Annotated in this window: 17 protein-coding genes and 2 pseudogenes; 6 read left to right on the top strand and 13 right to left on the bottom strand. The window is 68.8% G+C overall.

Translation table 11 applies throughout. The features are described 5' to 3' along the window. Positions 1-12 precede the first annotated feature (12 nt). The 8 genes from LIV37_RS20540 to LIV37_RS20505 all read right to left on the bottom strand — a co-directional run bounded on the left by LIV37_RS20540 (position 13) and on the right by LIV37_RS20505 (position 8,903). Positions 13-597 (bottom strand): hypothetical protein, encoded by a 585-nt coding sequence (locus LIV37_RS20540; protein ID WP_020869040.1) that lies wholly within the window; start codon positions 595-597, stop codon positions 13-15. 139 nt (positions 598-736) lie between these two features. Next, positions 737-1,795: a PucR family transcriptional regulator gene (locus LIV37_RS20535; RefSeq protein ID WP_185058071.1), complete on the bottom strand. Its 1,059-nt coding sequence runs from the start codon at positions 1,793-1,795 to the stop codon at positions 737-739. Positions 1,796-1,918: 123 nt separating this feature from the next. Continuing rightward, positions 1,919-3,898: an NAD-binding protein gene (locus LIV37_RS20530; RefSeq protein ID WP_243146196.1), complete on the bottom strand. Its 1,980-nt coding sequence runs from the start codon at positions 3,896-3,898 to the stop codon at positions 1,919-1,921. A gap of 37 nt (positions 3,899-3,935) precedes the next feature. Next, a complete protein-coding gene (locus LIV37_RS20525; protein ID WP_020869037.1) occupies positions 3,936-5,234 on the bottom strand; it encodes an ArsB/NhaD family transporter in 1,299 nt (432 codons plus the stop codon). Next, complete coding sequence (locus LIV37_RS20520) at positions 5,231-5,701, bottom strand: CBS domain-containing protein (protein ID WP_020869036.1); 471 nt, start codon at positions 5,699-5,701, stop codon at positions 5,231-5,233. Before LIV37_RS20520 ends, LIV37_RS20525 begins: the two co-directional genes overlap by 4 nt. Then, entirely contained in the window at positions 5,688-6,965 is a 1,278-nt protein-coding gene (locus LIV37_RS20515; protein ID WP_020869035.1) for a cation:proton antiporter, read from the bottom strand. Before LIV37_RS20515 ends, LIV37_RS20520 begins: the two co-directional genes overlap by 14 nt. Positions 6,966-7,132: 167 nt before the next feature. Further along, complete coding sequence (locus LIV37_RS20510) at positions 7,133-7,903, bottom strand: ABC transporter permease subunit (protein ID WP_020869034.1); 771 nt, start codon at positions 7,901-7,903, stop codon at positions 7,133-7,135. A gap of 73 nt (positions 7,904-7,976) precedes the next feature. Further along, positions 7,977-8,903: an ABC transporter ATP-binding protein gene (locus LIV37_RS20505; protein WP_020869033.1), complete on the bottom strand. Its 927-nt coding sequence runs from the start codon at positions 8,901-8,903 to the stop codon at positions 7,977-7,979. Between the two features lie 73 nt (positions 8,904-8,976). Between LIV37_RS20505 and LIV37_RS20500 the strand changes: the two genes are divergently transcribed. Further along, the gene (locus LIV37_RS20500; RefSeq protein WP_121825357.1) at positions 8,977-9,450 is read left to right on the top strand and encodes a GbsR/MarR family transcriptional regulator; all 474 of its coding nucleotides are present in this window, start codon (positions 8,977-8,979) and stop codon (positions 9,448-9,450) included. Between the two features lie 645 nt (positions 9,451-10,095). On the opposite strand, the gene LIV37_RS20495 is transcribed toward LIV37_RS20500, so the two are convergent. Continuing rightward, positions 10,096-11,601, bottom strand: a complete 1,506-nt coding sequence (locus tag LIV37_RS20495) for a SulP family inorganic anion transporter (RefSeq protein WP_121824701.1) — start codon at positions 11,599-11,601, stop codon at positions 10,096-10,098. Positions 11,602-12,017: 416 nt separating this feature from the next. Between LIV37_RS20495 and LIV37_RS20490 the strand changes: the two genes are divergently transcribed. Beyond that, positions 12,018-12,425 carry a MerR family transcriptional regulator gene (locus LIV37_RS20490; RefSeq protein ID WP_020869028.1) on the top strand — a complete coding sequence of 136 codons (408 nt, stop codon included), beginning with the start codon at positions 12,018-12,020 and terminating at the stop codon, positions 12,423-12,425. Positions 12,426-12,550: 125 nt separating this feature from the next. Next, positions 12,551-12,967 (top strand): SgcJ/EcaC family oxidoreductase, encoded by a 417-nt coding sequence (locus LIV37_RS20485; RefSeq protein WP_020869027.1) that lies wholly within the window; start codon positions 12,551-12,553, stop codon positions 12,965-12,967. A gap of 47 nt (positions 12,968-13,014) precedes the next feature. Here the strand turns inward: LIV37_RS20485 and LIV37_RS20480 are convergent, their stop codons facing one another. Continuing rightward, positions 13,015-13,629: a TetR/AcrR family transcriptional regulator gene (locus tag LIV37_RS20480; RefSeq protein ID WP_020869026.1), complete on the bottom strand. Its 615-nt coding sequence runs from the start codon at positions 13,627-13,629 to the stop codon at positions 13,015-13,017. A gap of 87 nt (positions 13,630-13,716) precedes the next feature. On the opposite strand from LIV37_RS20480, the gene LIV37_RS20475 reads away from it, so the two are divergent. The 3 genes from LIV37_RS20475 (at position 13,717) to LIV37_RS20465 (ending at position 17,057) form a co-directional block, all read left to right on the top strand. Continuing rightward, the gene (locus LIV37_RS20475; protein WP_121824703.1) at positions 13,717-15,150 is read left to right on the top strand and encodes an MFS transporter; all 1,434 of its coding nucleotides are present in this window, start codon (positions 13,717-13,719) and stop codon (positions 15,148-15,150) included. A 150-nt stretch (positions 15,151-15,300) separates the two neighbouring features. Continuing rightward, positions 15,301-15,822 carry a MarR family winged helix-turn-helix transcriptional regulator gene (locus LIV37_RS20470; protein ID WP_202979603.1) on the top strand — a complete coding sequence of 174 codons (522 nt, stop codon included), beginning with the start codon at positions 15,301-15,303 and terminating at the stop codon, positions 15,820-15,822. Then, positions 15,819-17,057, top strand: a complete 1,239-nt coding sequence (locus LIV37_RS20465; RefSeq protein ID WP_121824705.1) for a multidrug effflux MFS transporter — start codon at positions 15,819-15,821, stop codon at positions 17,055-17,057. The genes LIV37_RS20470 and LIV37_RS20465 overlap by 4 nt, the downstream gene beginning before the upstream one ends. A 65-nt stretch (positions 17,058-17,122) precedes the next feature. Here LIV37_RS20465 and trxB read toward each other — a convergent pair. The 3 genes and pseudogenes from trxB to LIV37_RS20450 all read right to left on the bottom strand — a co-directional run. Further along, positions 17,123-18,010 (bottom strand): annotated as a pseudogene (trxB, locus tag LIV37_RS20460) (thioredoxin-disulfide reductase); the annotation flags it as partial. Positions 18,011-18,030: 20 nt separating this feature from the next. Next, complete coding sequence (locus tag LIV37_RS20455) at positions 18,031-18,450, bottom strand: arsenate reductase ArsC (protein WP_020869021.1); 420 nt, start codon at positions 18,448-18,450, stop codon at positions 18,031-18,033. Between the two features lie 79 nt (positions 18,451-18,529). Next, positions 18,530-19,967 (bottom strand): annotated as a pseudogene (locus tag LIV37_RS20450) (cbb3-type cytochrome c oxidase subunit I); the annotation flags it as partial. Between the last annotated feature and the right edge of the window lie 412 nt (positions 19,968-20,379).

The following is a 20,379-nucleotide window of genomic DNA, read 5'->3' as shown; positions in this document are numbered from 1 at the left end:
ATGTGGAGGTGTTCAGACGGCCGGACGGTGGGGGTCGAGCGCGATGTCGAAGGGCGCGACCCGGAAGAACTCGCCGTCGGCGTCGTAGTCGAAGATGAGCGCGTGGGAGCCCGAGACCAGTCCGGCCTCGTGGGTACGGACCTGGACGGTCGCGGTCGATCCGTCGTCGGACGTCACCTCGGCCTGGCCGAAGTCGGCGCTCACGCGAGAGGTGCGGATCACGCAGACGCGGCCCACGAAATGCTCGCGCGACGGCACCCGTTCAGGAGGCAGCAAGCGGTGAGCCAGGCGCCGCTGCACCCTGATGCCGACCCAGGCCGCCCCCAGCGCGGCGGGCAGCACGGCGACCCGCAGCCAGCGGTGGACGATCAGCGCGTCACCGGCCAGGGCCACGAACCAGGCAATGACGATTCCGGTCGAGACCATGGCGGTGACCGGTATTCCGGCCGTACCGGCGTGGACGCCGTCTCCCCCGTCGAAGGCGTCCACGCCGATCCCTCCCAGCAGCACCACAAGCCAGTACCCGGCCACGACGAGGAGCGCGAAGCTGAACAGGACCGTGGGAAACCCCAGCGCGGCCCGCAGGAACCCAGCCACAGCACCACCCCCGTCCCTCGTCTCGGTGCCACGGCATCGTGACACCGGGAGGTACGGCCGCACATTGCCGCATCCCGGCAATCTTTACGCGCTCCTGACGTCCTGTTGACGCGGGAACCGACCGGGCTCCGGGAAGCGTCTACAGCGGCTCCGCCGGCCACCCCAGCAACCGCGCCCCCATCGCCGCCGTCTCCAGCGTGAAGCGCTGTAGCGCGTCCCCGGGGTCATAGCCGGTCAGGGTCTTGATCCGCTCCAACCGGTAGGAGAGGGTGCGTACGCTGATCTTCAGGCGCCGTGCCGCCTCGGCGTTGACATAACCGGCCGCCGCGCACGCGGTGAGCGTCTCCAGCAGCGGCCCGGCCCCGCCGCGCGACGTCGTGAGCGGGCCGAGCACCGTCCGCACCAGGTCGGACATGGCCGCCCGGTCGCGCAACAGCACCGGGAAGACCAGCAGGTCCCCGGCGTGCAGAACGGGCCCTGGCAGCTCCAGCCGCTCGGCGAGTTCCAGGGCACCGAGCGCCTCCTCGTAGCTGAGCACCACACCGCCCGCTCCTGGATGCTCACGGCCGATGGCCACCCAGCGCGCCCCTGAGTACCCGGTGCCGGGCCATTCCGCGTACTTCGCGAAGGCGTCCAGGATCACTCGCTCACTGCTCGCGGCGACGCACACCAGCCGGCCGTCCTTGGTGGTCAGCAGTACGTCGTGCTCACCAAACCGGGCGATCAACTCCCGCTCGACGCGGCGCACCACCGGATGGACGTCGTCGTACGGCTCATCGCCCTCGGCGACGGCGACCGCGTGGGAACGCGCCAGCCGCAGCCCGAACCGCTCGGCGCGCTCGGCCAGCCTCCCCAGATCACTACGCCCGTACAGCAGATCATCGATGAACTCGCGCCGCACCGCCTCCTCCTGACGTACCGCCAGGTGCTGCGCCCGCTCGTGCCCTTCCCCCAGCGCGCTGATCGCCGCGTCCACGGCGCCGAGCAGCGCGTCGTCGGTACGGGCCACCGCCGCCGCACTCGGCGCCCGTGCGACGCCGGGCAGCGAACCCCAGAGTCTGCGGGTCTCGCCCAGATACAGTCCGATCAGCTCCCGCAGCCCGTACCCCGCCTCCGCCGCCCGCTCCCCCAGCTCGCGCAGCGCGTCCAGCTCGGGCCGCCGCAACAACCGTCCGGTCCCGGAGACATCGGCGAGCATGCCCGCGTAGTCCCCGAGGAAATGCCCGGGTATGCCACCTCGTTTCACCTGACTGCTCCTTCTGCTCTTTCTGGTCCAGGACCGGCATCCGCCGAGTGGTTCCCATGGCTGCTCCCGCGTCGGTCATCCGGTCTCCGGGATCCCTCGCGGCACGGGGTTTGCGCCGAGGAGTTCGCCCAAGCCCTGGCGGGTGGTGGCCAGCACCACGCGGTCGTGCGGCTTCAGTACATAGCCGGGGTGCAGGTCCCACACCAGACCGGGCTCCCGGTCGGCGCCGTCGTACGGGAGCGCTGCGGCGAGGTCGCGCCGCCGGTCCGCCGGTTCCGCCGCATCGAGCGCGATCACCCGCCAGGCGCCCGGCTTGAACGCTTCGGCGACCGTGCGGTCCTCCAACTGCGGGTGGCCCGCGACATGCAATGCGGCGAAGAGCAGCACTTTGCGTTCGACCGGTATGGCGCCCAGGACCTGGCGGCCCATCATGGCCCCGGCGAAGGCCGGTGCCGCGAGTGTCGAGACACTGCGGCTGCGGGTCAGCGCTTGGGGGTGAGCGGCACGCAGGGTGCGGTAGACGGCAGTGGCGAAGTGGTCGTCGTACAGGCGCAGTGCCACCCGCAGGTCGGGTTTGACCGAGCGAGCGTACAGCGTCGCCTCCAGGTTGGTGATGTCGGAGCTGGTCAGCGCGAGCAGCGCATGCGCCCGCCGGATCTTGGCGGCCTCCAGCACGCCTTCCTGGGTGACGTCACCAACGACGGTCGGCACCCCCAGCCGCCGGGCGAGCGGGATGCCGCGCGCTTCGGGGTCCTCCTCCACACACACCACGGGGATGTCCAGCTCACGCAGTCTCGCCAGCACACGAGTGCCCACCTTGCCAAGGCCGAGCAGGACGACATGGCCGGAGAGTCCCCGCGGCGGCCGACGCAGCGCGGACGCGGTCCGGAAGGTGCCCAGCGCTTCGAGGGCCGCGGCCACCAGGACGGGCAGCAGGAGCAAGCCGACCAGCCCGGACAGCAGTTGGAGAACCTTGCGCCCGGTCGGCTCGTCGAGCGCCGGGTCGTCGATGGCCAGCACGTCCAGCACGGTGAGGTAAGCCGCGTGCGGGAGGTCGTCCCCGGTGAACCGCCACGAGGCGAGGGCGAGCGCGAGAACGGCGGTCACCATCCCGGCGACGGACCAGCGCAGCCGTCGGGAGAACAGCGAGGCGAGCGGCACCCTGCGGCTGCCGAGCCGCCGCGGTGGAAGGGGCGTACCGGTGAAGGAGACGGCTTCCAGCACCACCGTGCCGCGCCCGGTGGCGGCGGCGACCTCCGCGTCGCCGGGCAGCAGGCGCGGACCGTCGTCTCCGCTGCTGTCCGAGCCCTCGCTGCCACCGGGGTTGCTGGTGGTGGACGAGAGCAGCGCGAGGGTACACAGACCCGGATCGGCGACCTCGTCGCGGCCGGGCGGGGTGCGCTCGGCCGCGTGCAGCAGCAGCCCGCCGGCCTGCACCACTTTCCGCGTGCCCGCGACAGCGGTGGCCGCGAGCGCGGGGGCCACGGTGTCCGCGTCGGACAGCACGGTGGTGGCGGCGTCCAGCTCCGCCGGGTCCATGCCGGGGTCGGCGACCACCGCGGCCTGGTCGAGCAGGTCTTCCAGGTGCTGGCCCAGTTTGCGGTTGTAGAGCCGGATCACCAGCCTCAGCCGGGGGTTGAGCCGACGGGCACGTAGTGCGGCGTGGATGTTGGTCTCGTCGTCGTCATGGACCAGAGCCAGTGCCGTGGCCCGTGTCGCCCCCGCCTCGGTCAGCACGTCATCGGCGAGGTCTGGCGCCTCCATGACCCGAACACCGGTATCCGGCGCCCCGCCCGACGCGCCCTGGCGGGGGAGCGGCGCCCGTCCGACCGCCGCTGCCACGCGGCCGAGGAGGGCGGACGCGCGAGCGGGTCCTGTGGTCCGTAACCGCGGGGTCTCCCCTGCCTGGGCCGCGACCGGAACGACGACCGTCACCTGTGTGCGGTAGACCTCGTGCAGTTCGGCCGCCAGGCGGTGGGCCAGCGCGTCGTCGCCGCAGACGATCATGTGCGGGACGGCGGGATCGCCGGGCGGCCCTTGAGGTGAGGAAGACATGATGGTGGAGACCCCCGTCGGTCGGTGATGTCAGCGGTCAGCCGAGGGCGAAGTACCGCAGCCACAGGTACCCCGCGGCGATGGTGACCGTGGCCGCGGTGACGACCAGGCCGTACTTGGTGAACTGCCAGAAGGAGATGGGCTGCTGGTTGCGTTCGGCGATGCCGAGGACGACGACGTTGGCGGACGCGCCGATGGCGGTGGCGTTGCCGCCGAGGTCCGCGCCCAGGGCCAGGGCCCACCACAGCACATGGACACCGTCGCCGCCGAAGCCGTGCGCCAGGTCGGCGGTGATGGGGGCCATGGTGGCGACGTACGGAATGTTGTCGACGATCCCGGACAGCACGGCGGAGCCGAACACCAGCAGCATTGTGGCACCCAGCTCGCTGCCACCGGTCGCGTCTGCCAGGGCGCGGGAGACCTCTCCGATGACGCCTGTTTCGATGAGCGCCCCGACCATGATGAACAGCCCGGCGAAGAACGCGAGCGTTGGCCACTCCACCTCCTTCAGCGCCTCACCGGTCTCCACCTTCGAAATGGCGATGAGCAGCCCGGCACCGAGCAGGGCCACCACGCTCGGCGCGTAGTGCAGCACCGGATGCGCCACGAACCCGAAGACGACCAGGGCCAGAACCCCCAGGCCCTGGTACAGCAGCCGGTGGTCGCGAATGGCCTCGCGCTCTTCCAGCGCCATCACCTCGGCGGCGCGCTCCTCGTCGTACACCAGCACCTTGCGGAACATCACCCGGCACATCACCACCAGCACGACGGTGAGTAGCGCGGCGATGGGGGCGAGGTGGACCAGGAAGTCGTTGAAGGTCAGCCCGCCCCGGCTGGCGATGATGATGTTCGGCGGGTCGCCGACCAGGGTGGCGGTGCCGCCGATGTTGGACGCCAGCACCTCCGCGATCAGGAAGGGGGCGGCGGGCAGCGCGAGGCGCTCGCACACCAGCAGGGTGACCGGGGCGACCAGCAGCACCGTGGTGACGTTGTCCAGCAGCGCGGAGGCGGTGGCGGTGATGACTATCAGCATGGTCATCACGCGGAAGGGCTTGCCGCGGGCGCGTTTGGCCGCCCAGATCGCCAGATACTCGAACAGGCCCGTCTGCTTGAGGACCCCGACGATCGCCATCATCCCGAGCAGCAGGAAGATGACGTTCCAGTCGATCCCGGAGTGCTCGTCGAAGAAGGCCGCCGTGTCGTCTGTGGCGCTGATCGCGAGCATGGCCGCGGCCCCTGCCAGGGCGGCGGCCGTGCGGTGCACGCGCTCGCTGATGATGGCCGCGTACGCGATCACGAAGACGGCGATCGCCGCCCAGCTGTGCCAGTCGCTCATGTCGCCCCAAGAAGACGTTCCAGCAGATGTGCGGCGGTGATCACGCCTAGCAACCGGGAGCCGCCGCGCTCCCCGCGCTCACCCCGTTCCACCACCGCGATCAGCGGGCTGCGTTCGCGCGCCATGAGCGCCGCGACCTCCAGCGCGGTGTCATCCGGGTCCGCGACCGGCGGCTTGTGACGTTCCCGGGGCAGGCAGTCGGCCACCCGCCGTCCCGCCAGCGCCTGGCACAGCCGGTCCGCGTGTGGCTCATCGACCACCGCCGCGAGCGTGGGGTCTTCGATCACGTAGCCGGGCACGAGCAGCTTGACCAGGGCCGACCCGGGCAGTACGGCATAGGGCTCCGCTCCTTCGTCCATCACCAGTACCCCGGGCAGCCGCTGCTCCGCCAGCAGCCGGGCCGCGTCCAGCGCATCGCTGTCCAGACGCACTGACGGATATTCCACCGCCAGATCACGTGCGCGCATTGCCGTCCTCCTCCATCCGGGCCGCAGGCTCCGCGGCCACCACAGTCCGCTTCCTCTTGTGCTCATCGTCATCGTCGTCATCCGGTATGCCGACGAGGTCCTCGACATCGAAGAGACGGGCGACGGGCACATCCGTGCTGCTGTGGGCGGCGATGGAGAAGGCGATGCACACCGCGATCAGGGTGTATGCCTCCTGGCCCTGCGGGATGCCGGACTGCAGCACCAGCAGCCCGTAGACGACGGAGGCAAAGCCCTTCGGGCCGAACCAGGCCGCCGCCAGCTTCTCCCGCCGGTCGAAACGCGTGCCGATCAGCGAGAGCAGCAGCGACGCAGGCCGGACCAGAACGATCGCCAGCACCACGGCGACATATCCGCCGGCCGACAGATCACCGAACAGCCGAGGCGTCAGCAGCGCCCCGAACACCAGCAGCGCCGCGAACTTGCTCAGCTCCGCCAGCGCCTCCCCCAGCGGTTCGAAGGCGTGCCTGGACTCCGGCGACACCGAGGCGAGCACCGCGCCCGCGGAGAAGGCCGCCAGGTAGGGGTTGGCGTGGGTGAGGTGGCACGTCGCGTAGAGGATCACCCCGGCCGCCAGCGGCAGCAGCGGCTGGAGCTTCGGCTCCGCACCCAGCAGCCGGAACCGTACGAGCCCGTTCACGACCAGCGGCAGCACGATGCCCAGCGCCAGACCACCGACCAGCTCCAGAGCGATCTTCGACAGTGACGCCTCCGCCGCATCCGAGGTCGGCCCGGCCGTCGCGATCAGCACCAGTACGACCGGCAGCGCCAGCCCGTCGTTGATCCCGCTCTCCACATTCAGCAACTGCCGCAACCGCGCCGGGACCTCCTTACGGCCCACGATCGCCGACGCGAACACCGGGTCGGTCGGCGCCAGCACGGCACCGACCAGGAAAGACGTCGTCCAGTCCAGCCCGGCCAGGAAATGGGTGATCAGCGCCATCCCCACGAACGCCAGCGGCATCCCGAGCCCGAGGGCACGCGCCGGATTCCGCCAGGCGCCGCGCAACGAGGGGAACGACACATGCATGCCGTCGGTGAACAGCACCGCGAACAGCGCCAGATCGGCGGTGACCGAGACGATCGGGCTGTCCGCCGTGATGTGGATCAGGCCAAAGGCCCCGTCACCGACGAGCGCGCCCGCGACGAGGAAGAGCAGCGAGGTGGAGAGTACGGAGCGGGCCGCCAAGCCCGAGACCAGTACCGCGATGAGGAGTGCGACGCCGAAAACAGCGATGAGCACCATGGGTTGTTCCGCCCCCGATCGGCAAAGAGAGTGATCCCCTGTTCGCCGACCAGGCTTCCCGGCACACCGCCAGGCACCTTACAGGATCCTGACGCGTTGACTATGGAATCTTGATCCCGGGTTGTATCGGCCCTCGGCAGAGCCACCCTGTGCCCCGAGCGGGGCCGTCAGGTGTTCAGATCGCGGCGCCCGAAGCGGACCGCGCCCAGCGCCACGAACGCGACCGCGGCACCGCCGAGGACCGCGGCATCGCCCCACTGGAAGCCGTATGTGAGGGGCTCTCCGTCGATGTAGTAGTGAAAGGGCGACAGGTAGGCGAGCCAGCCGGCGCCGATCTGAGCGGCGAAGGTATGGGCGGCATAGGCGAGAACACCGATCACCGCGGTCGCGGCCAGGACGACGACACGTCGACCGAAGGCGGCCCCGAGTCCGGTTGCCAGGGCGCCGAAGGTGATCGCGAGCAGAGCCAGGTGCGCACACTGGGCGAGCAGTTCGCCCAGGGACACGCTGGTGAGCTCGGCGCCGTCGCGGATGGCGAGCAGGGCGAGCCAGACGAGAACGCAGATGACCACGGCCCCGGTGGCCAGAGCACCGAAGCGCTGGAGCACCACAGCGGTTCGGCTGACGGGGTGAGCGAGCAGGAGGTCGAGTTGCCCGGACTCCTCCTCACTCGCGAGGGCGCGGGACCCGGTGGCAATGCCGTAGATCATGGCGAGCAACGGCAGGATCAGGCCGAAGACGCTGGCCTGGAGGTAGCCGGCAGCGGTGGCGTCGATGTGCAGGGCATCACGCATGGCCTCGGGCAGGCTTGCTGTGTTGTTCTTCTGGGAGGGGTAGGTGGAGGCGTACATCATCGCGACCGCTGCGGTGCCGAGCGCCCAGCCGATGAGTCCGCGACGGCTGTCGGAGAGGAACTTGGTGTAGACGGCGGCGCTCATGACGGCTGTCCTTTCGCTATGGGGGATGGAGTTCTCCGGCCCCCTGGGGAGAGCCGAGTGGGCTGAGCCGGTTTCAGGTGGACTGGGCGACGGCGCGTGGCGCGGCCTCGGCACCCTCGTAGTAGGAGTGGAAAAGCTCTTCGAGGGCGGGCTCGGTGACGCGCAGGGTGGTGACGGTGTGCTGGGCGAGCGCCTTGATGAGGGCGTCGGGGCTGCCGATGACTTGACCGGTGAGGGTGGTGCCGGACTCGTCGAGTCGCAGTCGTCCGGCGCCGTCGGCTGCCGTGAACGCGGCCGCCTCTGCCGGTCGGCCGAAGGTGACCTCGATATTGCGGACGGCGCCGGCGCGCAGGTTGGCGACGGTGTCCAGAGCGGCCAGGCGGCCGTCGCGGATGATGCCGATCCGGTTGGCGACCGCTTCGACCTCGCTCATGATGTGGCTGGACATGAAGACGGTCTGGCCCCTCGCGGCGGCCTCGAGGACCAGATCGAGGAAGGTCTGCTGGACCAGTGGGTCGAGCCCTGAGGTGGGTTCGTCGAGGATCAGCAGCTCGGGGCGGTGCATGAACGCCTGCACGAGGCCGACCTTCTGCCGGTTGCCCTTGGACAGTTTTTTGATCTTCGTGCTCTGGTCGAGTCCGAGCCGGTCGGCCAGATCGTCGATGCTTTCCTGTGGCACGCCGCCGCGCAGGGCGGCGAGGAAACGAAGATAGTCGTAGACGTTCTGTCGTCCGTCGCAGACGAAGTCACCGGCCAGGTAGCCCACCCGGGTGCGCAGTCGGATCCCGTCGGCACGTGGATCGAGGCCGAGGACGGTGGCGGTGCCGCCGGTGGGGCGGATGAGATCGAGCAGCAGGCGGATGGTGGTGGACTTGCCGGCACCGTTGGGCCCGAGGAACCCGAAGACCTCCCCGGCATGGACGTCCAGGGACAGGCCGGTCAGGCCGCGGCGGAGGCCGTACGTCTTGGTGAGCTCCCGGAGTTCGATGACATTTTCCATACTCGGAACATAGCGAATATTCAGAGATCTGTAAACGAATAGAGATGTCTGATGATTGAGTATGCTGAGAGCCATGGAAGGCGACGAGGGCACCCGACTGCGCGAGACGGCGGAAAGACTGGCGCTTACCCTGGCGCAGGGCGGCATGCAGAAGACCACCGCGCGGGTGATGACCGCCCTGCTCTTCAGTCGGCAGGAGACGATGACGGCTGCCGACCTCTGCGAGGAGCTGAGCATCAGCTCCGGCGCCGTCTCCAGCGCGGTCAAGCAACTCATTCCCACGGGCATGATCGAGCGCGTCCCGGCTCCGGGAAGCCGCCGTGACCACTACCGCTTCCGCGAGCACGCCTGGGCCACCTTGATGAGCAGCCAGAACGAGATGCTCGCCGTCATGGGCGACGCCGCTGCCGAGGGCATCAAGGAGGCCGGCGCGGACAGCGTCGCCGGGCGCCGCCTCCACGAGATGCGGGACTTCTACGCATTCATGCGGCGCGAGATGACGGCGTTGATCGACAATTGGCGGGAACAGTACGACGCCGGTCGCTGACGGAGGCCCCCGGTCCCATTCAATAGTTCCGACCAGCGCTCCTCGATGATGGACTCGCCCACGCCACGGGTGAACAGCTCCTTGACGCGGCTGCCCCGGGTGGCCCCCCATGACGATCTGGGTGGCATTGTCGTCGCCGGCCACCAACTGGCACAGGCACTGAGCCTGTGGGTACAGCAGACCAGCACCGGGCTCAACGTGGGCCTTGCGGATAATTCTGTAGCCGCAGGTCAGGGCCGTGTCTCAGTGAGGCTCTGGAACGCCTTTCCTCCGAATCGGGAATGAATCAGGCGTCTTCGCAGGTCAGCCAGGTAGCGCTTGTGCGGCTGACGGCTGGTCAGCAGTCGGGTCACGGCATGGTGGTTGTCCTCGGCCAGGTCGATGAAGGGCGGCACGCGCTGGACGCGCAGGGGGCAGGTTGTCGCAGCTCGCGTCGACGGCCGCGGCCATGGCGGTGGCTGTCGGCCTGCAGCAGCTCGGCGCCCTCTTCCGGCGTGGCCCTGAGCCGTTGGGCTCCCTTGATCAGACCGCCTCTTCGTAGCCGGAGGCGCCGGCTTGGGCGGGTGACCGGTGGCGGAGCATAACCCGGAAGGCCGCCTTGGCAGCTGTGCTGCCAAGGCGGCCTTGTGGTGCGGGATGGTTTGGTCAGTGGCTGGCTGTGAGTTCGCCGCTGAGTTTGCCGTGGAGGTTGGCGCTGGGCTCGTTCAGGCCGGTGATCTGGACGGTCTTGCCACGCTGGGCGTACTTGGTCTCGATCGCGTCCAGGGCGGCGACGGAGGAGGCGTCCCAGATGTGGGCGGCGGACAGGTCGATGACGACCTTCTTCGGGTCGGTGGCGTAGTTGAACTGGCCGACGAGGTCGTTGGAGGAGGCGAAGAACAGTTCGCCTGTGGCCCGGTAGACGACGGTGGTGTGGTCGGGGTCGGTGACGGCGGTGACCTGGGCCAGGTGGGCGACGCGTTTGGCAAAGATGACCATGGCGGTGATCGAGCCGGTGACGACGCCGATGGCGAGGTTGTGGGTGGCGACGACGACCGCGACGGTGATCGCCATGACAGTGATCTCACCGGCGGGCATCCGTCCCAGGGTCTTGGGGGCGATGGAGTGCCAGTCGAAGGTCGCGAACGACACCATGACCATGACGGCGACCAGGGCGGCCATGGGAATGTCGGAGACGACCGGCCCGAACGCGATGCACAGCACCATCAGGAAGGCGCCCGCCAGGAAGGTGGACAGGCGGGTGCGGGCGCCGGAGACCTTCACGTTGATCATCGTCTGGCCGATCATGGCGCAGCCGCCCATGCCGCCGAAGAAGCCGGTGACGATGTTGGCGATGCCCTGGCCGATGGACTCGCGGGTCTTGTTGGAGCGGGTGTCGGTGATGTCGTCGACCAGTTTGGCGGTCATCAGCGATTCCATCAGGCCGACCAGGGCCATGGCGAAGGCGTACGGCGCGATGGTGGTCAGGGTGTCCAGGGTGAAGGGCACATCGGGCAGGCCGGGCACCGGCAGGGAGGACGGCAGGTCGCCCTTGTCGCCGACGGTGGGCACCGCGATCCCTGCCGCGACCGTGATGACCGTGAGAGTCACGATCGACACCAGGGGCGCGGGGATCACGGTGGTGATCTTCGGGAGGAACACCATCAGCGCCAGGCCACCGGCGACGAGCGGGTAGACGGCCCAGGGCACATCGGTCATTTCGGGGACCTGGGCCATGAAGATCAGGATGGCGAGGGCGTTGACGAAGCCGACCATCACCGAGCGGGGGATGAACCTCATCAGCTTCGCCACCCCCAGTGCGCCGAGCGCCACCTGGAAGACGCCGGCGAGGATGACCGCGGCGACGAGGTAGCCGAGGCCGTGCTCACGGTTCAGAGGTGCGATCACCAGGGCGACGGCGCCGGTCGCGGCGGAGATCATCGCCCGGCGCCCGCCGACGATCGCGATGGTGACGGCCATGGTGAAGGAGGCGAACAGACCGATGGCCGGGTCGACCCCGGCGATGATCGAGAACGAGATCGCCTCGGGAATCAGCGCGAGCGCCACCACCAGGCCGGCCAGTACCTCGGTACGCCAGACCTTCGGATTGGTCAGCCACTCGGGCTTCAGGCCGCGCAGGCGCGCGGCCGGGGACACAGCGGAACCAGACAAGGAAGGAGGAACCTCGTGCTCGGGCACGCCCCCTGTCCGGCAGGCCGGGGGGCGTGGGGAATGGCGCGGAGGGCCGGGTCGGCACCCCACGAACGGCCCCGAAAGATGTGGGCCGGAAGGCGTAGGCGGGACGGAGCGGAGGGTTGCGGCGTGGCGGTGCGGCCGGGCTTACGTCCAGGGGCGAGGTGTCACGGCGGGCAGGCCGCGGCGTCGGGCGTCATGGGCTCGCGCACGCGGTACTCCTGCAAGAATCGGATCTTCGCCGGGGGCAGCGTCGGCCCCGACACGGCAGCGGCGGGGCGGCGGCAGACCGCCCTCACCCGTCAGCAACTCTACCCTAACGTTAGGGTAGAGATCGGTGGAGCCGCGAGTGGACGCGGCCCGCCGGGGATGAGAAGGGCCGGAGGATCACGGGCGTGGACGGCAAGCACAGGCAGATCGGTGAGGTCGCCGCGCGGACCGAGTTGTCCCTGCGCACCATCCGGCACTACGAGGAGACCGGCCTCGTGGTGCCCTCCGCGCGTTCCCAGGGCGGCTTCCGCCTGTACACCGAGGCTGATGTCGCCCGCCTGATGGTCATCCGCCGCATGAAGCCGCTCGGCTTCACCCTCGAGCAGATGCGCGACCTGCTGGAGGCCACCGACCGCCTCGACTCCGGCGCCCAACTGCAGCCCGGTGAGCGGGCGGATCTGCTGGAGCGTGTGCGCGGTTTCCAGGAGGCCGCGCAGCAGCGGGTGGCGGATCTGCGGACCCAGCTGGCGCGGGCGGAAGAGTTCGCCGCCACGCTGCGCGAGCGCCTCGCATCGGCGCAGCATTCCGGGTGACAGGGCTTCAGCACCCCCGGCACCCGAATGGCTCGCTCACCGGACAGCGGGGGCGTTGACCTCAACCGGGGTTCAGGTTCTAGCGTGCCCTTTCAGCCACGACCAGCCGTATTCAAGGAGTTCGCATGGCCGACCGCCCCTGGGCCCAGAGCACGCCCGCCCGCGAAGAGGACGTTCACCAGATCCAGGAGCTCTTCACCGAACTGGAGACGGCCGCCTCGGCTCATGACGCCGTCGGGTTCAACGCCCGGTTCACCGCGGACGTGACGTTCACGGTAGGAGATGGCCGACGGTTCCGGGGCTGGGAGGAGATCCACTCCTATCACAAGGAGCGGCTGGACCATCACGCCGAGGGCTTCCGCACCTCGCTCGAGATCGACCACATCACCTTCCCTGCCGCCGACGTCGCCGTGGTGTCCACCCGGCAGCACTGGGCCACCCCGCAGGACAGCGGCGCCAACGCCGGCACCTGGGTACTGACCAGGAAGGACGGCGCGTGGTGGGTCTGCACCGTCCAGAACACGAGAATCACCACCGCCTGAGCGGCCACAACGACCGTGCCCGGCGGGCAGCGCAGCTCCCGCCTCCTCTATACCTCGGCGGGCAGGCCGAAAAGCTTGGTGAGGTGATGACGCATCACGGCTTCTGCCGCCTCCGCTGTGCGCTGTCCGACCAGAACGCTGGTGCCCAGACCGTGACTCATGGCCAGCAGGCGCGCAGCCTCGACAGACGCGTCAACGTCAGCGGCCAGCTCGCCGTCGGTCTGGGCCTGCCGCAGTACGTCCGTGAGCTGCCGCTCCAGGCGATTGGGGCCTTCGACGAACGGCTGCGCGGCCAGCTCCGGATCGGTCATGGCCAGCACCGCGTATGAGGTCCACACCAGGTGGAAGGCGCGGCTGGGCCCGTCAGTGGGCAGCGCCTCCGCACAGAACGCCTCGATGAAGGCATGAGCGGTCACAGGATGCGGCAGGCGGGCCAGCCTGGCCGACCAACGCTCATGGCTCTGCTGCTCCAACCGCTCCAGCGCCGCGTGCATGAGCTGCGGCTTGGAGTCGAAGTAGTACTGCACCAGGTTCAGCGACATGCCCGCCTCCGCCGCAACCCCACGCATCGTCACCGCATGCAGTCCCTCGGCCGCGGCCACCCGGACCAGCGCATCGATGATGTGCCCGCGACGCTGGGCGTGATCGACCCGTTTCGGCACCCCGTCCCCTCTCCGTCCAGCAACCGGGGGTTTTCATAGTACCGCTGTACGATAAAACTGGGCAGCGACGACGACGGGTGGAGGGGCATGGGATTCCGCGAAGCGCACGAGGCCAGCAGCACACCGGACGCCACGCCCCAGCCGGCCGGGGCACCGAGCCGCGGGAGATCAGCGGTGCTGTGGCTGGCCTGTGCGGCGCAGTTCATGGTGGTGCTGGACGTCTCGGTGGTGAACGTCGCCCTGCCCTCGATCGAAGCCGCCCTGGGTTTCGACTCCGTAAGTCTGCAGTGGGTGGTCGGCGGTTATGCACTGGTCTTCGCCGGATTCCTGCTACTCGGCGGGCGCCTGGCGGACCTGTACGGCCGCCGGAGGGTCTTCCTGTGGGGGCTGGCGCTCTTCACCGCCTCCAGCCTGGTGGGCGGACTGGCCACCACACCAGGGGTGTTGATCGCGATGCGGGCCGTGCAAGGGCTGGGGGCCGCGGTGCTGGCCCCGGCCACGCTGACGATCCTGACCACCACCTTCACCGAAGGGCCGGCCCGCACCCGGGCACTGGCCACCTGGACCGCAGTCAGCTCCGCCGGGGGAGCCGCGGGCAACCTGCTCGGCGGCGTCCTCACCGACACCCTGTCCTGGCGATCGATCCTGCTGATCAACGTCCCCATCGGCGCGGCGGCGGTTCTCGCCGCCGTACGGCTGCTGCCCGCCGACCACGCTCGCAGCGAGCCGGGGAAGCTCGACCTGCCGGGGGCGCTGTTGGCGACGCTCGGCGTGAGCGCCCTCGTCCACGGGGTCACCCAGGCCGGCGCACACGGCTGGCGCTCACCGGCGGTCCTGGTGGGCCTCAGCGTCGGGGTTGCCGCACTGGCCGCGTTCGCGGCGGTGGAGACCCGGTACGCGACGGCTCCGCTGCTGCCGCCGCGCCTGCTGCGGATGCGCCCGGTCTGGGCGGGCAACGTGGTGATGCTGCTGGCCGGGGCCTGTTTCATCCCCATGTGGTATTTCCTGTCGCTGTATATGCAAGGCGAGCTGCACTACGGAGCACTGGCCACGGGAGCGGGGTTCCTGCCACACACTCTGGTCGGCATCGCCGCCGCCCGCCTGGCCCCCGCCGTGATGCGGCACGCCGGGCCCCGGACCCTGATCATGGGCAGCGCACTGCTGTCCGCGGCCGGGTTCGTGTGGCAGAGCCGGATCGAGACAGGCAGCGGCTACCTGGAGGGCCTGCTCGGGCCCGCGGTCGTCATGTCCGCCGGGATGGGCCTGCTGATCACCCCCATCACCACCACGGTCACCTCCGGCATCCCCGAGCAGGACGCCGGCGCGGCCTCGGGACTGATGAACGCCACCCGGCAGATCGGCGGTGCCCTCGGCCTCGCCGCCCTGGTCACCCTCGCTGCCACCACTGCCGGTACGGCCGCCTCCTACCGGGCGGTGTTCCTGACCATTGCGGCCGTGTGCACAGGTGTTGCCGCCCTGGCCCTGACGCTGCCCGCCCCACACGGCCAAGACGAGCGGTGAGGGGTGCCGGTCGGCAAAGCATTGGCAAGTCCACCCCGACCGCCCCTCGACTGCCAAGCCTCTCTCTGCCAGAAAGCAAGCCTATGCTTTACAAAATGACGCCCCATCAAGGCTTGCATCCCTTATATACCCAGCTTTAGCTTTCTATCTGTGGACGGTGATACAGACAGGCAAGCGAAAGCGGATCTCCTGCTGGCCGAGTCGTTGCGGTGGGGGGTGTCCCGACTGGCGTCACGGCTCCGCGCCGAGCAACCGGGAAGCGGACCGACACTGACGCGACTGGCTGCTTCGGTACTGGCGAACCTTCGGCACGGCGGCGCGTTGACGCCCTCCGAACTGGCCGCCATCGAAGGGCTTCAGGTGCAGTCCCTGACCCGAGTACTCAACGAGCTGGAGGAGCAGGGACGTATCCGCCGCTCGCGCAGTGAGGTGGACGCACGCCGCCAGAACATCGTGCTCACGGACGCGGGACGGGAGGCACTGCAGGAGCACGTCCGAGACGGCAACAGGTGGCTGGCAAAGGCGCTGCGTCAGACGCTGTCGCCTGCCGAGCGCGGCATGTTGCAGATTGCCGCCGGACTGATAGAGCAGGTGGCTACGGCCGAGGTCGCCACCAAGGCGCGAAGCACGCCAGCACACACGGACGCAGAGGGGGCTGCTCCCCCGCTATGACCGCTCACCACGCTGAGAACGCAGCCCGGCCACTTCACGCCCCTCGCGTCGCTTCCCGGCAACGGGCGCGGCTGCTGGTGGTGTTGGCCGGGCTGAGCGCGGCCAGTCCGCTGGCGACCGACATGTACGTTCCCGGGCTTCCGGACCTGGCACGATCACTGGGAACCGACGCCTCCGGCGCGCAGATGTCCCTGACCGGCTTCCTGGCGGGCATCATCGCCGGACAGCTTGTCATGGGGCCGCTCAGTGACGCGATCGGACGCCGCCCTGTTCTCGTCTCGGGTACCGTGCTGTTCGCCCTCTTCTCTATGGTGTGCGCGTTGGCCCCGACCTTGGCCGTCTTGAACGCGGCGCGGGCCGGGCAGGGCTTCTCGGGAGCGGCCGGCATCGTCATCGCCCGCGCGGTCGTCGCCGATCTGTTCGACGACGGTGAACTGGCCACGGTCTTCTCCCGGTTAGGAGCGATCGGCGCCACGGCCCCGGTCCTGGCCCCGCTGCTAGGGGGAGCTCTGCTGCTGGTCGTGTCCTGGCGTTACGTCTTCGCAGCCCTCGCCCTCATCGGGCTGCTCCTTCTCCTGGGTGTACTGCGGTGGGTTCCGGAATCCCATCCGCCGCACGCGCGCCTGACCGGAGGACTGGCCGGCAGCCTTCGCGCCATCGGACAGGTTGCCGCCCAGCGCGCCGTCATCGCCCCGGTACTGACCCTGGCGTTCGGCGGGGCTGCGGTCTTTGCCTATATCGCCGGGACCACCTTCGTCTTCCAGGACATCTACCACCTCGCCCCTGGCCTTGCCAGCCTCGTCTACGGCGTCAACGCCATCGGCAACATGGCCGGCAGCCTGGTCTGCGGACGGCTGGCCAGACGCTGGTCCGCCGAAACCCTCCTCGTCGCCAGTGCCGTGCTGGCGATGGCAGGCCCAGCAGCCCTGCTGCTCGTCCAGGTGACCATCGGCAGCACCATGCCCGTGACGTGGCTGTGCCTTCTGCTCTCCCTCACCGCGTTCGGGGTCTTCTTCCCTGCTGTGGTCACCATCGCCCAAAGCCGCGGCCGCACGGCACCTGGAGCCACCTCCGCCCTCCTGGGCGGCGGCCAGTTCCTTTTCGGAGCGGCCGTCTCCCCGCTGGTCGGACTGTTCGGCACCCACAGCCCCGCACCGATGGCAGCAGTCATGGCCGCCTGCCTCGCCCTGGCCACCATCGCCGCCACTGTCACCAGGCAGACCCATCAGTCCTGAACCGAGCGGCGTGATCAGTTATCGCGCTTCCGCCTGCGTTACAGGGAGTTGGCGCCTTTGCCGTGCAGGGCTGCGGCGCAGCCGGTGCCGGCGGCGGTGATGGCCTGGCGGTGGGTGTGGTCGACGACGTCGCCGGCGGCGAAGACGCCGGGGAGGTTGCTGCGGGTGGAGGGTACGTCGACTTTGAGGTAGCCCTGTGCGTCCAGTTCCAACTGGCCGGTGAACAGGTGGGTGCGCGGGTCGTGGCCGATAGCAATGAACAGTCCGGTGGCGGCCAGTTCACGGGTGGCGCCGGTGAAGGTGTCGCGCAGGACAACGCCGACGAGCCTGCCGTCCGCTTCCTTGATCTGGGCGATTTCGCTATCGAAGGCGATGGAGATCTTGTCCTCGGCGAAGGCGCGGTCCTGCATAGCTTTGGAGGCGCGCAGGGTGGAGCGGCGGCGGACGACCGTGACGGAGCGGGCGAAGCGGGTGAGGAAGGTGGCTTCCTCCATGGCGGTGTCGCCACCGCCGACCACGATGATGTCGTGGTCGCGGAAGAAGAAGCCGTCGCAGGTGGCGCACCAGGAGACGCCGCGACCGGAGAGTTCCTCCTCGTCCGGGAGGCCGAGTTTGCGGTAGCCGGATCCGGTCGCGACGATCACGGCCCTGGCACGGTGGATGGTGCCGGCGGTGTCGGTGACGGTCTTGATGTGGCCGGTCAGGTCGACGGAGACGATGTCGTCGGCGATCAGCTCGGCGCCGAAGCGTTCGGCCTGGGCGCGCATGGCGTCCATGAGGGCGGGGGTGCCGTCGGCGAAGCCAGGGAAGTTCTCGACCTCGGTGGTGGTCATCAGGGCCCCGCCTGCGGTGACCGCTCCCTCGAAGACCAGTGGCCTCAGGCCGGCGCGGGCGGTATAGAGGGCGGCGGTGTATCCCGCGGGGCCGGAGCCGATGACGATGGCCTCACGCACAGGGGTGTCGGTCACGACGGTTACTTCTCCTGCTGAGCGTCGATCTCGGCAACCAGTGCCTGGATGCGGGTCTTTATCTCGTCGCGGATGGGGCGAACGGACTCCACGCCCTTGCCTGCCGGGTCTTCCAGGGCCCAGTCGAGGTACTTCTTGCCGGGGAAAATCGGGCAGGCGTCGCCGCAGCCCATGGTGACGACGTAGTCGGACGCCTGGACGGCCTCGGTGGTCAGCACCTTCGGCTTCTGGTCGGAGATATCGATGCCGACTTCCTTCATCGCCTCGACCGCGGCCGGGTTGACCTGGTCGGCCGGGATCGAGCCAGCGGAGCGGACCTCGACGCGGGCGCCCGCGAGGTGGGAGAGGAATCCGGCGGCCATCTGCGAGCGTCCGGCGTTGTGGACGCAGACGAACAGCACGGACGCGGCAGGGGAGGAGGACATCGGTTCATCCTTCGCGGGTCGGTTCAACAGGTGATGCGGGCACAGGGAAGGGCTCAGGTCCGGGAGGGTGGTGAGCAGGTCCGATCAGGAAGGCGCCGACCGTAGCGATGGTGTTCAGGACGGTGAATCCGTCGGCAGGCAGATAGTCCGCGTAACGGCGGGGCATCCCGATCTCGCCGAGCCAGTGCTGGACGAGGAAGGTGGTCTGAAATCCGACGAACAATGTCCAGAACTGGAGTTTCCCCAGGCGTTCGTCGAGCAGTTTGCCCGTCAGCTTGGGCCACCAGAAGTAGAATCCGCCGAACATGGCGAAGACGATCGTCCCGAAGAGCACATAGTGCAGGTGGGCGACGATGAAGTAGCTGTCAGTCAGGTGGAAGTCCAGCGGAGGTGAGGCGATGAGGACACCGCTGAGCCCGCCGAGCAGGAAGGTCACCAGGAACCCGGCCGACCACAGCATCGGTGTCTCGAAGGAGATGCTGCCCTGCCACATGGTGCCGATCCAGTTGAAGAACTTCACTCCCGTCGGGACGGCGATCAGGAACGACATCAGGGAGAAGAACGGCAGCAGCACGGCGCCCGTGGCGAACATGTGGTGAGCCCATACGGTGGCCGACAGCATCGTGATCGCGATGGTCGCACCCACCCATCCCGACATATCCGAAGACTGGTTTGCGGCTGAACACCGGGAAGATTTCCGTGACGACGCCGAAGAACGGCAGTGCCACGATGTAGACCTCCGGATGGCCAAAAAACCAGAACAGGTGCTGCCACAGCAGCGCCCCGCCGGTGGCGGAGTCGAAAATGTGGGCACCATAGACACGATCGGCCACCAGGGCCAGCAGGATCGCGGTGAACACCGGGAAGGCCAGCAGCACGAGAATCGAAGTGAACAGGATGTTCCAGGTGAAGATCGGCATCCGGAACATGGTCATCCCCGGGACGCGCAGGCACAGGATCGTGGCGATGAAATTGACGGCGCCGAGCGTGGTACTCACTCCCGCGACCGCCAGCCCGATGGCCCACAAGTCTCGTCCGTGCCCGGGGGAGCGAACCCCGTTGTTCAAGGGCGAGTAGGCGAACCAGCCAAACGGGGCCGGTCCCTGATCGACGAGGAAGCCGGAGAGAACAATCAATCCACCGAAAAGGAAGAGCCAGTACGACAGTGCGTTCAGGCGCGGGAAGGCGACATCGGGGGCACCGATCTGTAGCGGCATGATGGCGTTGGCGAAACCAGCGAACGTGGGGGTCGCGAACAGCAGCATCATGATCGTCCCATGGATCGTGAACAGCTCGTTGGTGACGATCTGCAGTCCCGGACGCGCCAACTCGGCACGCATGACCATAGCCAGCATGCCGGCGAACAAGAAGAACCCGAACGAAGTGATCAAATACAGGTGGGCGATTTTCTTGTGATCGGTGGTGGTCAGGTAGTCCCTGATGAGCTGCCCGGTGAGAATGCGAGGCTCACGGGTGGTGACCTGTGACTTGCCCGGCCCCGGACGTGTCTGCGACATGGGCGCCCTCCGCGCGCTGAACCAATCGAAGCCACCTCCGCAGCGGGGTGAGCGCGGCAACACCTGCCGTCCGGTCCTGAACCCACCTCGCCTTCCCTGTGACCGCCTGCTGTCTTTCCCGGTCAGGTGAGGACACGGACCGGCCACCTCCCCCGCCAGCCGTCACTCGGTCGGTCGTTCCTCGACAGGAAGCGATGAGTCAGGATCAGGCCTGGCGTGGGACCAGCTCCGATGGCGGCGGACTGTAAGGGAGCAGGCCGACTGTCAGCGGACGGTAGGTATGGTCGGCGAGCCGGCGCTCGGGGCGCACCTGTGTGGTTGCGTTTGGCACGGAGTACAGAGCACCCGCAAGTCTTCCTTGCCTGTGGAGGACATGCTTCAGCATGCCAGAGATGCTTGCTTGCGGCGTGTG

This window comes from Streptomyces rapamycinicus NRRL 5491, assembly GCF_024298965.1.
GTDB classification, from domain to species: domain Bacteria; phylum Actinomycetota; class Actinomycetes; order Streptomycetales; family Streptomycetaceae; genus Streptomyces; species Streptomyces rapamycinicus.
The sequence above is the reverse complement of the archived record's forward strand: the minus strand, read 5'-3'. Positions and strand labels throughout refer to the sequence as shown.